The following is a 17,417-nucleotide window of genomic DNA, read 5'->3' as shown; positions in this document are numbered from 1 at the left end:
CAACCCGTTACGACAAACTCGCCCTCACCTACCGCGGTGGAGCCGTCCTGCGAGCCATCAGCATCTGGCTGACATCTTTAGGAGACACGCCCTAGTCCTGCGGAAGACGGCTGGGCTGGCGGTTTTCGGACGCTTCACGGCAAGAAACTGCCAATGTTTGAAGGCTCCATTTGATGGGTGTTCGAGGTCACACCGTTCTCGATTTTGGAATATGGCCGTCCATGCTCTAAAGTTTTAGAGTCCAGTTCGGACGAGCGAGAACAGAAAAGAACGCGTAAAGCGTTGTTTCCTGTTGCGAAATTCGAATTGAGTTCAGGCCCCCATCGTCTAGCGGCCTAGGACACCGCCCTTTCACGGCGGCGGCACGGGTTCGAATCCCGTTGGGGGTACGCAAGGTAAGTGGTAAATCGGACTGAAAAAGTCTGGTAAGCTAGAAGCCTTGGAAAAAACGCGGTAGAGATACTGCAAAGCAAGGCCCTGTAGCGCAGTTGGTTAGCGCGCCGCCCTGTCACGGCGGAGGTCGCGGGTTCAAGTCCCGTCAGGGTCGCTCTGAGCGCCGGAAGGAATTCCGGTTCTCAAGGTGACTTGTCACCTAGGCTCTGTAGCTCAGTTGGTAGAGCGTTCGACTGAAAATCGAAAGGTCACCGGATCGACGCCGGTCGGAGCCACCACTGGGAAGCATCAGTTCTTCGGAACTGGTGCTTTTCTTCTTTTAACTTTCTGTTTCTGGGATTAAAGGGCGACGTCGGCACCCGCTCTGGATGCCGACGTCGTGCTTTATCCCTATGACTTGAGCTTCGGCTTCACGTCCTTGGTGTAGATGGTCTCCAGCGCTCCCTTGAGATCGGTGAGCGTTGCCTTGACGTCCGCCTTCTCGTTCATGATCTTGGTAGCGGCCTTCGCCAGTTCCTGGTCTCCACCCGGGAGGAAGGTGCGTGCGTAGTCCTGGGTCCTGGTGGCCCTCAATTGGTCCACCACGGTTTGGAACTCGGGTGTTTGAGCCAGGATGGGCGAGATATCGGCGCCCTCGGCCACGGGCGCGTAGCCTGTGGCTGCCGACAAGGTGGCTGTGCTCTGCGCATTGGTGACGAAGGTCATGAACAGTGCTGCGGCCAGTTGCCTCTCCGGAGAGGTCTTACTGGCGATGACCAGTCCGGAGCCGCCGGTGGGGCACACGGGGGACTGGCTCACCGAACCGCCCGGGAGGAAGCCGACGCCGATCCGCATGTTGGCCTCCTTCGCCGCCTTGAGCGTCGCGGCGAGGTCGGCGGACGAACTGATGGTGGCACTGACCGCGCCGGCCTGGAGGTCCGTGATGGCGTTCTTCGAGGAAACGCCGGCCCAGGAGTCCTTCACGATCGAGTCCTGCACCCACTGGAGAGCCTTGACCGAGGCTTCGGAGTCCGTGGTGATGTCCCACTCCTTGGACCACCCGCCGCCGAAGCCCCACAGGACGTTCTGCAGGGTCCACCCGGCGTAGCCTGCAATCGCGGGGTACTGGTACGCATTCTGGTAGCCGGCCAGGCCCGCGTTGGCGGACTTGATCTTGGGAGCCAACTGCGCGAACTCTTCCCAGGACTTGGGTGCCTCTTCAGGGACACCGGCCGCTTTGAAATGGTCTTTGTTGAAGTAGAACAGCGGGGTTGAGCGCGCGTACGGCACGGCCCACTGCTTGTTGTCGTACTTGTAGTCGGAAATCAGCCCGGCAACGTAGTCGGACGTGCTGGCCTTCGCCGCCTGCAGAAGGCTGTCGATGGGGAGGATGGCGCCGGACATTGCGTACCGGAACCACCAGACGTCCGAGGCCACTACAACATCGGGGACATCGTTGCCGGCCTGCGCTGTCTGGAACTTCTGGGCTACTTCCTCATAGTTCGCACCGCCCGTGATGAGGTTAACCGTGATGTCCGGATGCGCCTTCTGGAAGGCCTCGATGAGCTTCAACTCGGTATCCCGTGACTTGCCCGGGTGGCTGGACATGAAGCTGATGGAACTCGCGGGTTTGACCTTGGACCAATCGGTGGCCGCGGTGGTGCTGGTGGAACCGCCGCTTGTTGACGGGCCTGCGCATGCGGCGAGGGCCAGCGTTCCGAAGCTTGCTCCCGCGACGCTGAGGAATTGCTTGCGGGAAAGTGGAGTGGACATGCTGAAGCTGCCTTTCTGTTGGGTGATGGCTTTGTTATGTGATGGCTCTGTTGCGTGCTGCTGTGGGCCTGCTGTCTTAGCCGGTGACCGATCCTTGGGTCAGGCCGGAGACGATGTACCGCTGGAGCGCGGCGAAGATGATCAGGATCGGTACCAGGACAATCACTGCGCCGGCCATGATCATGCCCCAGTTCTGGGTGCTGCCCTCGCTGTTCACCAACTGGGTGAGGCCGACGGGAAGCGTCATCATGTCAGGGTGGTCGGTGACGATCAGCGGCCAGATGTACTCGTTCCATTCCGAGACGATGGTCACCAGTGCCACGGTGGCAATGCTGGGCACCGAGACCGGGACCACGATCTGCCACAACTTCCGCCAGTGTCCGGCACCATCGATTTCCGCGGATTCCAGGATGGCCGGTGGCAAGGTCAGGAAATGCTGGCGCAACAGGAACGTCCCGAATGCAGTTCCCAAGCCGGGAAGGATGATGCCCCAATACGTGTTCAGTCCGCCCATGCTGGCGATCAACACGTAGTTCGGCAGGACGGAAACCTGCGGCGGAACCATGAGGGCCACGAGGATCAGCAGGAAGATGACCCGCTTGAACGGGAACCTGATGAACACCAACGCGTAGGCCGTGAACACGGCCAGGACGCACTTGAGCGTTGAGCCGACGGCGGTCACGATCACGCTGTTGAGGAAGAACCGCGGGAACGGAACAGTGGATGTTGCTTCCACGTAGTTCTGCAGGTTCGGATTCTTGGGCAGAATCGCCAAATCCGTGGTGACAATCTCGCCGGGTGCCTTGAGCGAGGACAGCATCATCCACAACAGGGGGACGAAGACCACCAGCGTGGCAAGGATGAGGGGAACGTAGCCGGCAGCAATGGTTTTTCCGATGTTCTGCCAGGACAGAGGCTTGGTCCGTTCCTGGAAGACGTTCGCCGATTGGGCACTCATGAGTAATGGACCTTTCGCTCAACGAACCGCAATTGGACCGCCGTCATGACCAGCAGGCCGAGGAACAGGACTACGGAGATGGCGGCCGAATATCCCGCCCTGTTGTAAGAACCGAAGGCTTGCAGGTACGACTCGAAAATCAACGTGCTGGTGCCGTTTCCGGACGGCGTCATGATCCGGATGATGTCGAATGCCTGCAGGGAGCTAAGCAGCGAGGTGATCAGCAGGAAGAACGTTGTGGGGGACAGGAGCGGGACAACGATTGAACGGAAGCGTCGGAAACTCGAGGCTCCGTCCAGTGCGGCGGCCTCCATCAACTGGGGTTGGATTGACTGGAGCCCTGCAAGATACACCACGGCGCAGTAGCCAAGGTTCTTCCAGACGTACACCACGATCACCATGACCAGGGCCAGCTTGGGGTCGTTGACCCATTGCGGACTGGCCTGACCCAGGGAGCGGAGGAACCACGACAGCGCTCCGTAGGTGGGGTCGAAGATGAACAACCACACCAGGCCGACGCCCACACCGGACAGCACATAGGGAGCAAACACCACGGCCCGGGCGAACGTGCGCCCCTTGAGCCTCTGGTTGAGGGCCAGGGCGATCAGCAGTCCCAGGGCCATGGCCCCGCCGACCGTGATGGCGGTGAAGATGGCGGTGGTGCCCAGGACTGTTGGTGCGTCCGAGGACGTAAAGAATTCCACATAGTTCCCCAGGCCCGCACTGGTGGCGTTCGCTGCGCCCAAGGTCCAGTCCAGGGTGGAGAAATAGAAGTTGGTTAGCAGCGGGCGGTACGTGAACAGCACTATGAGGATCACGTTGGGGGCTGCGAACAGGACGAAAGTCCAGGCATCGCGGCGGGTGCGGCCATTCCAACGGCGGTTCTTCGGCGGGCTGGACGGCTGGACACCGGCTTTGCCGGGATCTGCCCTGCCACTTCCGCCGGACGACGGGGGCCCACTCTTGCCCCCGGGATTTGCGTCAACAACGCTCACCACAGACCTCTGACTTCATTGTCATTGCCGTCTGGGGGCAGCGTTCATTGAGGTTGGAAAGGATCAAAGGGGCGTTTGACCGGACAATCTAACCTTTTGTCTTGTGCCAAGGTACAGACTGCACGCTGGATGCGCAAGACACCAGAGGCACCCTTGCGGCTAAAGCGCTGATTGTAATGTGCTAATGTCCTTACAAATCTGCCGAGGGGTAGATTTGCAAGAACTGTGCGTGACCTCCTGGAATGCCCCAGCCCCGGGGCTCCGGCTTGGACGGTCACGCCACAGAAAAGGGCTCTTGGTCGATATGCCGAACAGGAGCAAAGAGTGATTTTCAGTGCGGAAACGCAATGGTGGCAGATGTGCGTGGCCCTCGCGGTAGCACTGCTGCTGTCCACCGCGATTGGTTTCGAACGCCAGAGCAAGAACAAGTCCGCAGGCATGCGGACCCACGCCATGGTGGGCTTGGGTGCTGCCTTGTTCATGGTGGTGAGCAAGTACGGGTTCAGCGACGTGCTGATGGTGGACCTTGTGCGGCTGGACCCCTCAAGGCTCGCCGCCCAGGTGATTTCGGGCATCGGTTTCATCGGGGCCGGCCTCGTGTTTGTGCGGCGCAATCAGGTGCGTGGACTCACCACGGCGGCTTCCATCTGGGTCACGGCCGCCGTGGGCACCTCGGCCGGGGCGGGGTTGGTGTGGCCCGCGGTCTTCGTCACCGCGGCGCACTTTGTCATTGTCTATGCCTACCCCGTCATGTCCCGGAAATTGCGCTTCGGTTTGCCGGGCCGTTGGGTCCTGCGCGTCACCTACCTTGATGGAGTGGGTGCCCTGCGCGATGTGCTCAGCACCTGCACGGAAGAAAGCTTCCAGGTACAGGGATTTACAACTACCCGCGGTTCCGGCGAAACGAAACGTGTTGTTGAGCGACTTATACAGCGGGACGAAGCAACGGTTACCGCCGAATTCATCGAGATTGAACTCGAAATCGAAGGCTCCGCGGCTTCGTCGACCATCGTCAGCAGGCTTTCGCAGCTCGGCTCCGTCACCGAGGTCTCCTTGGTTGACGAGGCCGAATAGCGGAATCCCTTCGGTCTAAGGAGAGACTCATGATTGAAATTCAAGGGCATCGCGGGGTCCTCGCGACGCGGCACGGAAATACCTTGGCCGGATTCGTCGAAGCGCTGCGGCTGGGGGTGGGCGCCATAGAGGTGGACATCTGGCTCACGGCCGACGGGCAATTGGCGCTCCGTCATGATGCTGTGGTCGGTTCCCTCGATATCCGGGAGGCCTTGCTGAGGGAAGCCGCGGTGGAGATTCACGCTGCCACCACAACTTCAGTTGACGTGGAGTCCAGGACACCCACCCTCGAGGAGTTGCTGGCCCTCCTGCGTTTTGCCGGTGCCGGGGGAGTGGTCCTGGATATCGAGGTGAAGACTGACAATGCCCCCTGGAACGAATACGGTCAGGTGATCGTGGCTGCCCTGTCCAAGGTGTTGAAGGCCCACGGGCATGAACAGGCACTTCGTGTCCGCAGCTTCGATCCGCAGATCATCCGTGCCATGGCCGCGATGCTCCCGGGCATCCCCATGGTGGCTCTGTGCCGGGAAGTCGCCGTTGCCTCTCTGGGGCTGTATCCATTTGAGCCCTTCGCCCTGATCGAGGCCGCGCTTGCGACGGGTGCCTCTGCGGTGGCACCGGAAATCGGGCTTCTCAGTTCAGAACTCGTGGCCCGGGCGCACACCGCCGGCCTCGCCGTGTACCCCTGGACATTGGTCACCGCCCAGCAGATCGTCGAGGCTGTGGGCCTTGGGGTGGACGGCGTGTGCGTCAACGACGTCGCCATGGCACGCGAATCCTTGGCCGGGCTGGGGCTGGAATTGCCGGTCTCCCGGCCCATCACGCTGCCCATGCTTGAGTCCGCGCGTCTTTGGTAGGGACTCGTTTTGTTTGGGGGAACTCGTTTGGCCTCGCCGGAAGGATCACTGGAAAGTGGGCGGCCGGTGGAGGGAACCAGCGTTGACTGGAGTTGGCCGGCGGCAATCATCGTCGGCCGGAAGTGTGCCTCCGGCCGATGGATCCGCGATCCGCCTAACCCTCGCACTCCGTGCAGTAGAGCAACCCGCCCTTTTCCCGCGCGATCTGTGACCGGTGGTGGACCAGGAAGCATGAAGAGCAGGTAAATTCGTCCTCTTGCGCCGGGATGACGTTGACGATCAACTCCTCGGCGATGAACTCACCGGCGGGACCGCTGGAGTCGGCCTCGTCGCTTTCCTCTACTTCCAGGACTGCGGTCATCGCCGTGGGGGCTTTCGCTGTCTGAAGTGCTTCGAGGGACTGTTCCTGGGCTTCTTTGACCTCTGGACGCAGGTCGTCGTAATCCGTTGCCATGACTGCGCTCCTTTTCAACGCTCGGGCGAGCCGATGTGTCGGCTCGGTGCTCTATTGTAAGCATGCTGATGATTTAGGCAAGTCCTGCTCTGGCCAGTGATGCGGCCGTGCGGGTGTCTCTGTCTCGCGTCAGGCCGGGTGGAGGTCCCGCATCGGTGTTCCTTCGCGACCTACTTTGGGCCCGGTTGGTGTTCCTTCGCGACCTACTTTGGGCCCGGTTGGTGGGCCTTTCCCGCGTTTTGGGCGTGTTTCGGGGTCAATGTTGGTGGTGGCGGTACGGGGTGATTGTGCGTGGTGCCTGTGAGTGGGCGCTTCCTCAGTTGTGCTGCCTCCTTCAGCGGTGCGGGCTTCCAGTGGTGCCGGCTTTGTTAGTGCCTGGGTGGGGTGTTTGTGCCGGGGCAGCCCCAGGAGTTGGGGTTTTGTTCGCAGGTGTCGGCGACGAGGGCTGTTTCTGTTTTCCAGACGTGGATGGTTTTGGGTGTGGTGGTGAGGTTGAGGGTTCCGTTGATGGGCAGGGGTGGGCCGTTGTTGACGGAGTAGGTTCCGGTGTAGGTGGTGGTGACTGTGGCGGGGTAGTTGCCGGTGGTGGTGTAGGTGTGGCTGGTGCGGGTTTCTGTGGTGAGCCAGGTGTTGGCGGGGGTGGGGTAGCCGGTGGCGGGGGTGGGTCCGAGGGTTTGTCCGTCGCCGTAGGTGTAGGTGTGGGTGGTTGGTGTGGCGGTGAGGTGGACGTGTTGGCCGAGGATGGTGGTGTCGAAGTGTTGTTCGGTGGTGGTGGTGTAGAAGTTGGTGGGTCCACCGGTGAGGGTGTTGGGGAAGGGTTGGGCTTCGAGGGTTCCGGGGTTGATGGGTAGTTGTTGGAAGTTGGTGAGGATCCGGGCTGCGATGTCGGCGAGGACGTTCTGGGGTTCAGCGGCGTAGAGACACGTTGGTTTCCCGGAGACAGGTTGCCAGTCTGTGTAGGTCGGGTTGGTGATTCCCTTGGGTGCTTTCATCCATATGACCGGCGAACCCTTTTCGCTGCCGGGCGTGATGGCAGGGCATTCGAGCGTGAGGCAGCCCATTTCCTTAGCGCCGGGACCACCAAGCTGACAGCGGTGGTCTGCCTTGTATTGATAGGGATCCTCGGCCCCGACTGAATCCGCGTCGGTCTGAATCGAAGAGGACAGCTGCCCGGTGACAGGATCGATAGTGAGCCGCGCAGCTACATCGACTCCGCCGTTGTGGGTGTTGTTTGAGGCCCAGAGATCGTCCGCTCCTATTGCACGCGTCGTACAGATTCCGCCTGCCAGCCACAGAGCAGTAAGGACGACGGCCGCGAGCCGCGTCGACGGCGAAGGCAGCCTAAGTGAGGAGACCAAGGTCCGTCACCGTCCAGCCGCTTACAGTGAACCTGGCAATGAGGGCAAAGGCATCATTGCTTGCTTCGTCGCGTGCACGGCCAACGCTTCCATCCGCGTTGTAGTAATTGATGGCTTGCTGGATCACCTGCACCTTGGACCACTGGGTGTCTTTCGAGGCTTGCCACTGGACTTCGATGACAGGAACGGTGATTTGTCCTCCCGCTAGCCAGCGGCCCTTTACGTAACCGTCCTCGCCGGATTCTTGCAGACGCAGACAAAGCCTGCACTCCTGCGCAAACAGGGGAAGCCAGCCCGACATGTCACCGGTCTCGTCGACGTAGGAGAGTTGTGCGTACCAATACCGGATAAACGCCTCCAGCCCCTCCTTCGTGTTCTCCTTCGCCAAGGCAGGCATCACAGGCACGGGCACGTTGCGGGCCTTGCCTGTGGCGTCGGCTGGTTTGTACGCACCGGACGGCGAGGGCGTGCCTGCAGCTGAGGCCCCCTCAGTACCGGGCGCCGGCGTTCCCGGCGACGAAGAGCCCGGCGCCGAAGAGCCTGCGGTGGGCGGCGCCGTCGTCGTGCTTGTTTCGGAAGGGGTGCTGCCGCTCTGGCAGCCGCCCAAGAGCAGCACTGCGGACACTGCCATGACGATGGTCCGGATCCACAGGGATCCTCGGACAGGCGGGAATTGGGCAAAGGAATAGCGTGGCATGACAGGCTCCCCAGCGGCTGTTGTTGCGTAGTGCTGGCCAGTCTAGGCAGGCCGCGCTCGGGGACTCATCCCGGAAAAGCGGGTATGTGGATAACCCGGCTCTGGTCAGTGCACGTGGGCGGGAGTAGTCTTGCCTCGCCTGTTCGTCATCGCACACATCCAAACGGGGGACACCATGGTTACGATCAGTAGGTCACGCACGTCAAAATTGCTTGGAATTCTTGTGGGGACTGCGCTGGCCCTGAGCGCCTGTGCGTTCCCGCTGCCCATCCCTACACCCACGCCGACCACCAGCGCGTCGGCCCAACCGAATGCTGCCCCGTCGGTGGGGGTTCCTTCCAACAGCCCAAGCACGGGCACCGGCATAGGCACGGGTTCAGCCAACGGCCCTTACGGTGAATTCACGTCATTGTCCGAAGCCTGTATTTCCGTCAGCGCAGCCATGTTGAGCGTGACGCTCCTTCCGCTGGCGGCCTTGGTTGGCGGCAAGCCGGAGGACATTGAAAAGGCCAAGCAGGAACTGTCCCAAATGCAGGACAAAGTGCCCGATGAACTGAAACCGAGTTTCGAAAAGCTGCGGGCTTTTACGGAGTCGGCAGGCACGGATTTCAGCAAGTACGGCGAACCCGAGTTCGAGGAACTGATGAAGCCGATCGAGGACTGGATGGATAAGAACTGCAAGTAGCTGCGCCGCGCACTCCCTTCTCTCACAAAGCGTCGGAGGCAGGCGCTAGGGTGGTATTCAAGAGAAGGGGAGTGCTCCGTGTCAGATCATTTGTCAGATCAGAGCGTGCCAGGTCAGGAGCTGCGGCTGGATCCTGTGCCAGAGGTGGAGGGCCTGGGAACCGGACGCACCATCATCTCCGAGGCCGCTGTTGCCAAAGTGGCGGGCATAGCTGCCCGGGCCGTTCCAGGTGTCTATTCCCTGGGATCGGGGCCATCGCGTGCCCTCGGCGCCATCCGGGACGCTGTTGGCAGTTCGGACCACGCTGCCGGCGTCCGTGCTGAAGTTGGCGAGACCCAGGTCGCGGTGGACATTAACCTGGTGGCGGTCTACGGACACCCACTCCACGGCGTCGCCAATCAGGTGCGGGCCGCGGTCTACCGCGCCGTCGAAGAACTGGTCGGCCTGCAGGTCATCGAAGTGAACATCGAGGTCACCGACGTCTACATTGCTCCGCCGCCAAAGCCGGCGGGAGCAAGGACAGGATCGGTGGAGAGGGAGGCACTCCAATGAGCATGACCGTAGTGGGCATCGCCATCGGCGCTTTCGTGGCGTTCATGTCCTTCCAGTTTGGGTTCTGGGGTTTCGTCATTTCCTTGCTCTTCATGGGCATCGGCGCACTTCTGGGACGCGCGGCGGACGGCAAGCTTGACCTCCGCAGCGTCCTCGACGCCATTACGGGCCGGCGCTCGTCGTCATGAGCGTGGCTGAGGCTGTGGAACCCACCACCAGCCTGGCCGGCCACAACCGGATCAGTACCCAGGCTCTGACATCGTTGGCCCAAGCTGCGGCCGCTGAGGCGCTTGGTGTCGCCCCCGGCGACATCCGCGCAGACTGGTCGGACGACGACGGCCTGCTGGCTTTGTCCATCGTGGCACCTATCAGCGTGCCTTCTTTGAGTGAAGTACTGCGCCAGCCCCAAAGGGTCCAGGGATTTGGTGGTTCGATCTGGGATCGTGCCGTGTCCGCCAAAGCGAAGGTGCTGGACACCGTTACACAGCTCAGCGGCTCCCAATTGAGCCGTGTGGACATACGGATCAGCGGCGCGCAGGTCACGGAAGGAGGCCGGGTCCAGTGACCCAGGACCAGGAAACAGGGCTCGCACCACAAGCCGCAAACCCAGTCGATCCGCGTCAGGCCGTGGCCGGTGAGGACCCGGCCATGGGCAGGATCCTGCGCCGGGAAACGCATTCGTCCCGCGCCGGCGCGGCAGGGATTGCGGCAGTCTTGGTGATCCTGCTGTGCGTCTATGCGCTCTTGGAATCCGGCGTGCGTGCGGTGGGGCAGCCTCCGTGGCTTATCGATCCGGGAACGGCCGCCGAACGTATCATCGCCCTCCCCGCTGGGATCCAGCCACTCCTCCTTGGTGCCGCCGGTGCCGTGATCGCCATGGTTGGCTTGTTCTTCGTCCTCCATGCCCTGTTGCCTGGCAGGCGGGCGAGGCATTTGCTCCGGGACCCGCGGATCGCCGTCGTGGTTGACGACGAAGTCCTCGCCTCGGCGCTGGCCCGCCGCGCGCGGGCGGCCGCCAACGTGACTCCTGAACAGGTGATGGTGGTGGTTTCGCAGCGGCTGGTTGTGGTGAATGTCAGGCCGACGTCGGGCAGCCGGGTCAGCGAGGAAGCGGTCCTCGCGGCGGTACGGGCCGAGCTTGAAGAAATGTCGCCGGTGCCCATGCCGGATGTCAGGGTGAATCTGGGAACCTCGGGGGTGATCGGCGCGTGAACGGAACACCGAGGGCCCTGAACCGGGTACTGCTTTTCATCATTGGAGCCAAACTTCTGGCCATTGGGCTGCTGCTGGTCCTCCTGGCCACGGTTCCTGCGGTGGCGTCATGGTGGCACGGCTGGGCGGCCTCCGCCTGGGCCGGAGCCGAAGAGGCCTTCCGCCAAACGCGGTTCCCCGGTCGCGAGGAAAGCTGGCTCTGGATTGTCGCTGGCCTGGTCCTCGTTGTGGTGATCGCGGTCATGGTCGCCTGGCTCTCGCAACAGGGCAAAGGGCGGGCGAACCTCCTGGTAACGGGCGACGACGACAGCCACGTTCCGGGGTCGGTCCGGATCGGCGGGGGCGTGGCGGAGCAGGCGTTGCGTGCGGCATTGGCGGAGCGCACGGACCTTGCAGGCTCTTCCGTGGCGACATATGAGGTGAAGGGCCAGCCTGGATTGCGGATCCGGATTCAGCCCCGGCAAGGGGTGGCTCCGCATATCCTTGCAGCGGAAATCTCCCAAATGGTTGATGCCTTAGACCTTGTCATCGGAAAAAAGACGCCCGTGTTGGTACATATGGTTTCCGGGGCGCGGGCGCGGTTTACCAAAGCAGAGCGGGTGCGCTGAGCCCGGCCAGGCAGACAATTGTTGCGTTGATGGGGTCCGGCGTTGCCAAGCCACTGTTTCTGCCCATAGTTTGAAAGGGCAGGGGGAAAGGCTCCCTTGGCACGTTGAGACCCGGCCCGGTGAGAACAGCAGCCGCGCGTGGTCCCCGTTCCAACCGTCACAGAGGAGAACACCATGAGTGAAGAAACCACGGGAGCAGGAGCAGCAGGAGACGCTGCCGAAAACGCCAAGGAATTCGCTGGCGAGGCCCTGGAGAATGCCAAGGAGTTTGCAGGCGACGCCGTAGAGAATGTCAAGGAATTCGCCGGAGATGCCGCTGAAAACGTGAAGGAATTCGCGACCGATGCTGCAGAAAACGTAAAGGAATTCTTCTCCGGCGATGTCGGCGAAAATGCGAAGGAACTCGCAGGCGATGTGGCTGAAAAGTCGAAGGAAATCGCTGGCGACGTAGCCGAAAACGTCAAGGGACTCGGCTCCAAGATTGCCGGACTGTTCAAGGGCGAAAAGTAAGCCGCACCAGCTGGAAAGTTGGCGGTCCATGGCCAACGGGAATCCCCGGGGCGCGATGGGCCGCCATCTTGCGTTGAGGGGACCTGGGCTGTCCCGTGGCGCAAAGCGTTGTCCGCGCGCCAGTGTGTTGACGAAGCCTCGTTGACTCGGTGCTTCTGCTGCCTGGGCGCTTCCGCCCCCGCAGCTTCAGTGCCTCCGCTCCCTCAGTGCCTCTGCCGCCTACCGGCGCTCCCAGTAGGCTGGGACCCACACACTTCATGAACAGGAGGCCAGGGATGGCCGGAACAACAGTGGCCGGGGCAACGTCGCCCGCACCCCGGGCGAAGGCCGCGTCCCCGGCGAGTGCCGCCGTCGTAGCCGAGCTCATGGCGGAACTTGCCGCGCTTGAGGATCCTCGATCACGCGAGGTCAATGAGAAGCACGGGGACGATCACGGCGTCAATCTCAGCAAGCTGCGCGCGGTAGCCAAGCGGTTGAAGACCCAACAGGACCTCGCGCGCGAACTCTGGGCCACGGACGATACCGCCGCGAAGCTGTTGGCGCTGCTGATTTGCCGGCCCAAGGCGTTCGAACGCGAAGAGCTGGACGCGATGCTGCGTGCCGCGCGGACGCCGAAGGTGCATGACTGGCTGGTCAACTACGTGGTGAAGAAGAGTCCCCACGCCGAGGAGTTGCGCCGTGCATGGTTCGAGGATCCGGACCCGGTGGTCGCCAGCGCAGGGTGGGCGTTGACTTCCGAACGCGTGGTCAAGTCACCTGGCGGTCTGGAGCTTGACAGGCTCCTGGACATCATTGAGCACGACATGAAAGATGCTTCTCCACGCCTCCAGTGGGCCATGAACACCTGCCTGGCCCAGATCGGGATCGAGCACGTGGAGCTCCGGGCCAGGGCGCTGGATATTGGAGAGCGGCTGGAGGTCCTCAAGGATTATCCGACTCCGCCGAACTGCACCTCCCCCTTTGCTCCCAGCTGGATCAACGAGATGGTGCGCCGGCAAGCGCTTTAGTCCCGGTTGCGCTGCATCATGCGGTAGGTCAGTTCGGCAAGGAGTTCCTCATCGCTGAGGTGGGCTGCCTTGGCGATGGGTGCTGCCGGTATGCCGATGTAGGGGTTGGCCAAGGGACGGGTGCCGTCGCTGCTCCGCATATCGTCCGGAGTGATTTGGTCCGGCGCGAACGTGGATTTGCCTTTGAGGACCTCGGACACTGAGCCCGCACGCCAACCCAGGGCGTGTTCAAGCTTGCGTTGGTTGATTTCCTGGGTGCGACGCGTGCCCGATTCAAGGGTGCGCACGGTCTTGATGGCGGTTCCGGCCTGCTTGGCCAACTGCACTTGACTCAGCCCCTGGGCCAACCGTTCTTCTTTGATGAGGCGGCCGATGGTCTGGAGTGCTTCGAATTCATCCACGCTTCCCACTGTTCCATAGGCAACCTTGGGCAATCAAATCGAACTTTGGCGTCACGGACTCGTTCGTACGCCCTCGACGGTGCTATCGCGCGGGCGTGCGCCTACCAAAATCCGCAATTATCAGGCTGCTTGGTATCGTTGTGATTAACTTCGGTGTAAGCGCTTGCATTCCGCCGGGGTACCTCGCTAGTGTGAGCCTCACCACATCAACCGCATCGCGGAAATTACCTGGTCCACTCACCGAGGAGTTCCCAGCATGAAATCGAAGAAGTACCTTCTTCCGGCAGCGATCGCCGGAGTCCTTGCTATGTCCCTCAGCGCATGTGGCGGCGGGGGCGGAGGCGGCGGCTCGAGCACCGGCGGTGCGAGCGGCGACGCAGCCAACAACCTCGACGGCCGCGGGCCGATCACGTATGTGCAGGGCAAGGACAACAGCAACGTTGTCCGCCCCCTCATCGATAAGTGGAACGCCGCACACCCGAATGAGAAGGTGACGTTCAAGGAGCAGTCGGACCAGGCTGACCAGCAGCACGACGACCTCGTTCAGAACTTCCAGGCGAAGAACGCCAACTACGACGTCATGAGCGTCGACCTCATCTGGGTTGCTGAATTCGCGGCAAAGGGCTGGCTGCAGCCGCTCAAGGACAAGACCGCCATCTCGACTGACGGCATGCTCGAATCCACGGTCAAGAGCGCCACCTACAACGGAACCCTGTACGCAGCACCACAGAGCTCGGACGGCGGCATCCTCTACTACCGCGGCGACCTCGTCACCACCCCGCCCAAGACCTGGGACGAGATGATGAAGATGTGCGATATCGCCAAGCAGAACAACATCGGCTGCTACGCCGGCCAGTTCGCCAAGTACGAGGGCCTGACGGTTAACGCGGCAGAAGCCATCAACTCCGCCGGCGGCAAGATCGTGGATGATTCCGGAAAGGCGGCCGTCAACTCTGCTGAAGCCAAGGCGGGCCTCAACAACCTGGTCCAGGCTTACAAGGACGGAAACATCCCCACCGAGGCCGTGACCTTCCAGGAAGAGCAAGGACGCCAGGCGTTTGAAGCCGGCAAGCTCCTCTTCCTCCGCAACTGGCCGTACGTTTACAACCTGGCCAAGACCGACGGTTCCTCAACGGTGAAGGACACCTTCAAGATGGCTCCGCTTCCGGGCAAGGACGGCCCCGGTGCCTCCTCGCTGGGTGGCCACAACATCGCCATGAGTGTCTACTCCAAGAACAAGGCAACCGTTGCGGACTTCATCAAGTACATAACCAGCGAAGAGACCCAGCGCTTCTACGCCACCCAGGGCTCCCTTGCCCCGGTCCTGACCAAGCTGTATGACGATCAGGAACTGGTCACCAAGCTGCCTTACCTGCCGGTCCTGAAGACGTCCATCGAGAACGCTGTTCCGCGCCCCGTGACGCCGTTCTACCCGGCCGTCACCAAGGCCGTCCAGGACAACGCCTATGCAGCGCTCAAGGGTGAGAAGACCGTGGACTCGGCCATCTCCGACATGCAGTCGGCAATTGAGTCGGCCGGAGCCAAGTAACCACCCCGGCCCTCGTCCGGCCGTCTGCCCTCACGGGCGGACGGCCGGACTCCGGCAACGGCCTTCTCCCTGACAGGAGTCTTGTCATGTCAACAGAATTACAAAAACCGCAGACGACGTCGGCTGCCGAACACAAGATGCCCGGGCGCGAAAGCGCGGACCGCAAGCAAGTAACACAGGGCCGCTGGGCCTCCACGCTCCTGGCCCCATCACTGATCCTCCTGGCGATCGTGATCATCTACCCGGTGGTCAACGCCATCATCATGTCTTTCCAAAAGGATTCCGGCCTGGACCCCGCCACCGGATTCTTCTCCGAAGGCGGTCCCGCCGGCTTCGACAACTACGTCCACTGGCTGGCGCAGCAATGTACCGCGCCAGGTGGCGGAGCGGTCGCGTGTCCTCCGGGCACCCTGGGCGCCCAATTCTGGGACTCCATGGGCACCACGTTCTTCTTCACCGTGGTCACCGTTGCCTTTGAAACGGTCCTCGGCTTCTGGATGGCCATCATCATGGCCCGCGCCTTCCGCGGTCGCAGCCTGATCCGTGCAGCCGTGCTGGTTCCGTGGGCCATCCCGACGGCCGTCACGGCCAAGCTCTGGTTCTTCATCTTCGCGTTCGAAGGTATCGCCAACAAGCTGTTCGGAACCCAGATCCTCTGGACTGGTTCTGAGTGGCCCGCGAAATGGGCCATCATCATTTCCGATGTCTGGAAGACCACCCCCTTCATGGCCCTGCTGATCCTGGCAGGCCTGCAACTGATCCCGGACGAGGTCTACGAGGCCGCCAAGGTAGACGGTGCGTCCACGTGGCAGCGCTTCCGCCTGATCACGCTTCCGTTGGTGAGGCCGGCGCTCATGGTCGCCATCCTGTTCCGTGTTCTGGACGCCCTTCGTATGTACGACCTTCCTGCCATCATGACCGGTGGCGCCAACGGCACCACTACCCTGTCCATCCTGGTGGTGCAACAAATCAGGCAAGGGTTCAATTCGGCGGCGGCGCTATCCACCATCACCTTCATAGTCATCTTCCTTGTGGCCTTTATCTTTGTGAGATTCCTAGGGGCCAACGCGGTCGATGCCGCGTCATCGTCCGGAAAGGCGAAGTGACATGGCAACAGCCACAGCAACAAGGGCTTCCACAGCTCCCTCGGAACGGCCGAAGCGTCCCTTCAACTGGGGTTCGTTCCGTACCTACGTCAGTGCAATCGTCATCCTGATCTGGTGCCTTGCACCGTTCTACTGGATGATCGTCACGGCTTTCCGCGATGTTGGATTCACCTTCGACACCACGCCGTTCTTCACGCACTTTACCTGGGACAACTTCGCCACGGTCTTCGACGAAAGCCTGGGCAACCACTTCGGCAAGAACCTGCTGAACAGCCTGTTCGTGGGTGCCGTCACCACGATCATCGCCTTGATCGTGGGTGTGTTTGCCGCGTATGCCTTGGCCAGGTTGAACTTCCGGTTCAAGTTCCTGGTGCTCGGTTTCATCCTGGGCGCCTCGATGTTCCCGGGCGTTGCGTTGGTGACCCCGCTCTTCCAACTGTTCACCAACATCGGCTGGATGGGTACCTACCAGGCGCTGATCATCCCGAACATCTCGTTCGTGCTCCCGTTGACGGTGTACACGCTGACCTCGTTCTTCAGGGAGATGCCGTGGGAGCTTGAAGAAGCTGCCCGCATAGATGGCTGCACGCAAGGCCAGGCCTTCCGCAAGGTAATCCTGCCGCTCGCGGCTCCGGCCACCTTCACCACGGCCATCCTGGCGTTCATCTCCGCATGGAACGAGTTCCTGATCGCGAGCCAGTTGTCCAACGACGACACCCGGACGGTCACGGTGGCCATCGCCTACTTCGCCGGCTCGCAGCCGCAACAGGAGCCTTACACCGCCATCATGGCGGCAGGCACCGTGGTCACGGTGCCGTTGGTGATCCTGGTACTGGTCTTCCAGCGCAAGATCGTTGCCGGCCTCACGGCAGGTGCAGTGAAGTGAGCAGCGCTGCAAGCCGACGCCAGCAAGCTGCGGCGGCCCGGAAAGTCGATCCGCACACCAAGCGGGTGCGCTCCGGCGAGGACTTCGACATCATCATCGGGCTCCTGGCTTTCTGGGCGTTGGTCCTGTTGGCCGTCACGGTGTACATGGAACTTACGGCCCAGCCCGCCTTGGGCTGGGCCCTGGGCCTCCTGGCCACCGTCCTTGCGTTGTGGGGCATGATCCGGCTTCGACGCAAACTCCCGGAAAGGACGTCCCGGCGCCTCAATTGACCCGGCGCCCCGCCTGACGCGGCGCCACAATCGAACAGCACCTCAACTTAACAGTGGGTCGACATCAAGCCGTGCGAAATCGGTGAAGGGC

Annotated in this window: 21 protein-coding genes and 3 tRNA genes; 17 read left to right on the top strand and 7 right to left on the bottom strand. The window is 61.8% G+C overall.

From position 1 onward, the window contains the following. Positions 1-316 precede the first annotated feature (316 nt). From ACH488_RS19645 to ACH488_RS19635, 3 genes are all read left to right on the top strand, one after another. Positions 317-389 (top strand) — tRNA-Glu (locus tag ACH488_RS19645). Between the two features lie 84 nt (positions 390-473). Further along, a tRNA-Asp gene (locus ACH488_RS19640) sits at positions 474-547 on the top strand. Between the two features lie 48 nt (positions 548-595). Continuing rightward, positions 596-671, top strand: a tRNA-Phe gene (locus tag ACH488_RS19635). Between the two features lie 112 nt (positions 672-783). Here the strand turns inward: ACH488_RS19635 and ACH488_RS19630 are convergent. The 3 genes from ACH488_RS19630 to ACH488_RS19620 all read right to left on the bottom strand — a co-directional run bounded on the left by ACH488_RS19630 (position 784) and on the right by ACH488_RS19620 (position 4,098). Then, positions 784-2,145, bottom strand: coding sequence for an ABC transporter substrate-binding protein (locus tag ACH488_RS19630; RefSeq protein WP_397326238.1), 1,362 nt, complete (start codon positions 2,143-2,145; stop codon positions 784-786). Between the two features lie 76 nt (positions 2,146-2,221). After that, on the bottom strand, positions 2,222-3,103 hold the full coding sequence (locus ACH488_RS19625; protein WP_397326237.1) for a carbohydrate ABC transporter permease: 882 nt from the start codon (positions 3,101-3,103) through the stop codon (positions 2,222-2,224). Next, the gene (locus ACH488_RS19620) at positions 3,100-4,098 is read right to left on the bottom strand and encodes a carbohydrate ABC transporter permease (RefSeq protein WP_397326236.1); all 999 of its coding nucleotides are present in this window, start codon (positions 4,096-4,098) and stop codon (positions 3,100-3,102) included. Before ACH488_RS19620 ends, ACH488_RS19625 begins: the two co-directional genes overlap by 4 nt. Before the next feature lie 324 nt (positions 4,099-4,422). On the opposite strand from ACH488_RS19620, the gene ACH488_RS19615 reads away from it, so the two are divergent. Further along, the gene (locus ACH488_RS19615; protein ID WP_397326235.1) at positions 4,423-5,172 is read left to right on the top strand and encodes an MgtC/SapB family protein; all 750 of its coding nucleotides are present in this window, start codon (positions 4,423-4,425) and stop codon (positions 5,170-5,172) included. A gap of 29 nt (positions 5,173-5,201) precedes the next feature. Continuing rightward, entirely contained in the window at positions 5,202-6,029 is an 828-nt protein-coding gene (locus ACH488_RS19610; RefSeq protein ID WP_397326233.1) for a glycerophosphodiester phosphodiesterase, read from the top strand. A 154-nt stretch (positions 6,030-6,183) separates the two neighbouring features. On the opposite strand, the gene ACH488_RS19605 is transcribed toward ACH488_RS19610, so the two are convergent. The 3 genes from ACH488_RS19605 to ACH488_RS19595 all read right to left on the bottom strand — a co-directional run bounded on the left by ACH488_RS19605 (position 6,184) and on the right by ACH488_RS19595 (position 8,538). Further along, positions 6,184-6,483, bottom strand: a complete 300-nt coding sequence (locus ACH488_RS19605; RefSeq protein ID WP_397326232.1) for a DUF4193 domain-containing protein — start codon at positions 6,481-6,483, stop codon at positions 6,184-6,186. A 368-nt stretch (positions 6,484-6,851) separates the two neighbouring features. Further along, positions 6,852-7,841 (bottom strand): hypothetical protein, encoded by a 990-nt coding sequence (locus ACH488_RS19600; RefSeq protein WP_397326231.1) that lies wholly within the window; start codon positions 7,839-7,841, stop codon positions 6,852-6,854. Next, complete coding sequence (locus tag ACH488_RS19595; RefSeq protein ID WP_397326230.1) at positions 7,825-8,538, bottom strand: DUF6318 family protein; 714 nt, start codon at positions 8,536-8,538, stop codon at positions 7,825-7,827. The genes ACH488_RS19600 and ACH488_RS19595 overlap by 17 nt, the downstream gene beginning before the upstream one ends. Before the next feature lie 223 nt (positions 8,539-8,761). On the opposite strand from ACH488_RS19595, the gene ACH488_RS19590 reads away from it, so the two are divergent. The 8 genes from ACH488_RS19590 (at position 8,762) to ACH488_RS19555 (ending at position 13,112) form a co-directional block, all read left to right on the top strand. Next, positions 8,762-9,223 carry a hypothetical protein gene (locus tag ACH488_RS19590; RefSeq protein WP_397326229.1) on the top strand — a complete coding sequence of 154 codons (462 nt, stop codon included), beginning with the start codon at positions 8,762-8,764 and terminating at the stop codon, positions 9,221-9,223. 105 nt (positions 9,224-9,328) lie between these two features. After that, positions 9,329-9,775: an Asp23/Gls24 family envelope stress response protein gene (locus tag ACH488_RS19585; RefSeq protein ID WP_397326228.1), complete on the top strand. Its 447-nt coding sequence runs from the start codon at positions 9,329-9,331 to the stop codon at positions 9,773-9,775. Beyond that, positions 9,772-9,963: a DUF2273 domain-containing protein gene (locus tag ACH488_RS19580; RefSeq protein WP_021471114.1), complete on the top strand. Its 192-nt coding sequence runs from the start codon at positions 9,772-9,774 to the stop codon at positions 9,961-9,963. The genes ACH488_RS19585 and ACH488_RS19580 overlap by 4 nt, the downstream gene beginning before the upstream one ends. Next, positions 9,960-10,340: a hypothetical protein gene (locus ACH488_RS19575; RefSeq protein ID WP_397326227.1), complete on the top strand. Its 381-nt coding sequence runs from the start codon at positions 9,960-9,962 to the stop codon at positions 10,338-10,340. Before ACH488_RS19580 ends, ACH488_RS19575 begins: the two co-directional genes overlap by 4 nt. Next, positions 10,337-10,987, top strand: coding sequence for a DUF6286 domain-containing protein (locus ACH488_RS19570; protein ID WP_397326225.1), 651 nt, complete (start codon positions 10,337-10,339; stop codon positions 10,985-10,987). Before ACH488_RS19575 ends, ACH488_RS19570 begins: the two co-directional genes overlap by 4 nt. Next, positions 10,984-11,595 carry a hypothetical protein gene (locus ACH488_RS19565; RefSeq protein ID WP_397326224.1) on the top strand — a complete coding sequence of 204 codons (612 nt, stop codon included), beginning with the start codon at positions 10,984-10,986 and terminating at the stop codon, positions 11,593-11,595. The genes ACH488_RS19570 and ACH488_RS19565 overlap by 4 nt, the downstream gene beginning before the upstream one ends. Positions 11,596-11,769: 174 nt before the next feature. Then, the gene (locus tag ACH488_RS19560) at positions 11,770-12,105 is read left to right on the top strand and encodes a hypothetical protein (protein WP_397326223.1); all 336 of its coding nucleotides are present in this window, start codon (positions 11,770-11,772) and stop codon (positions 12,103-12,105) included. 275 nt (positions 12,106-12,380) lie between these two features. Then, complete coding sequence (locus tag ACH488_RS19555; RefSeq protein ID WP_397326222.1) at positions 12,381-13,112, top strand: DNA alkylation repair protein; 732 nt, start codon at positions 12,381-12,383, stop codon at positions 13,110-13,112. On the opposite strand, the gene ACH488_RS19550 is transcribed toward ACH488_RS19555, so the two are convergent. Beyond that, a complete protein-coding gene (locus tag ACH488_RS19550) occupies positions 13,109-13,513 on the bottom strand; it encodes a multiprotein-bridging factor 1 family protein (RefSeq protein ID WP_397326221.1) in 405 nt (134 codons plus the stop codon). The two genes, ACH488_RS19555 and ACH488_RS19550, sit on opposite strands and share 4 nt — an antisense overlap. Before the next feature lie 256 nt (positions 13,514-13,769). Between ACH488_RS19550 and ACH488_RS19545 the strand changes: the two genes are divergently transcribed. The 4 genes from ACH488_RS19545 to ACH488_RS19530 all read left to right on the top strand — a co-directional run bounded on the left by ACH488_RS19545 (position 13,770) and on the right by ACH488_RS19530 (position 17,326). Then, positions 13,770-15,062: an ABC transporter substrate-binding protein gene (locus ACH488_RS19545; protein ID WP_397326220.1), complete on the top strand. Its 1,293-nt coding sequence runs from the start codon at positions 13,770-13,772 to the stop codon at positions 15,060-15,062. Positions 15,063-15,148: 86 nt separating this feature from the next. Beyond that, on the top strand, positions 15,149-16,168 hold the full coding sequence (locus tag ACH488_RS19540) for a carbohydrate ABC transporter permease (RefSeq protein ID WP_397326219.1): 1,020 nt from the start codon (positions 15,149-15,151) through the stop codon (positions 16,166-16,168). A gap of 1 nt (position 16,169) precedes the next feature. Continuing rightward, positions 16,170-17,054, top strand: a complete 885-nt coding sequence (locus ACH488_RS19535; protein WP_397326218.1) for a carbohydrate ABC transporter permease — start codon at positions 16,170-16,172, stop codon at positions 17,052-17,054. Then, positions 17,051-17,326, top strand: coding sequence for a hypothetical protein (locus ACH488_RS19530; protein WP_397326217.1), 276 nt, complete (start codon positions 17,051-17,053; stop codon positions 17,324-17,326). The genes ACH488_RS19535 and ACH488_RS19530 overlap by 4 nt, the downstream gene beginning before the upstream one ends. Positions 17,327-17,417: the final 91 nt, after the last annotated feature.

It is taken from the genome of Paenarthrobacter sp. NPDC018779 (genome assembly GCF_044391085.1).
Lineage (GTDB): Bacteria > Actinomycetota > Actinomycetes > Actinomycetales > Micrococcaceae > Arthrobacter.
This window is presented reverse-complemented; position numbering and strand designations above follow the sequence as displayed.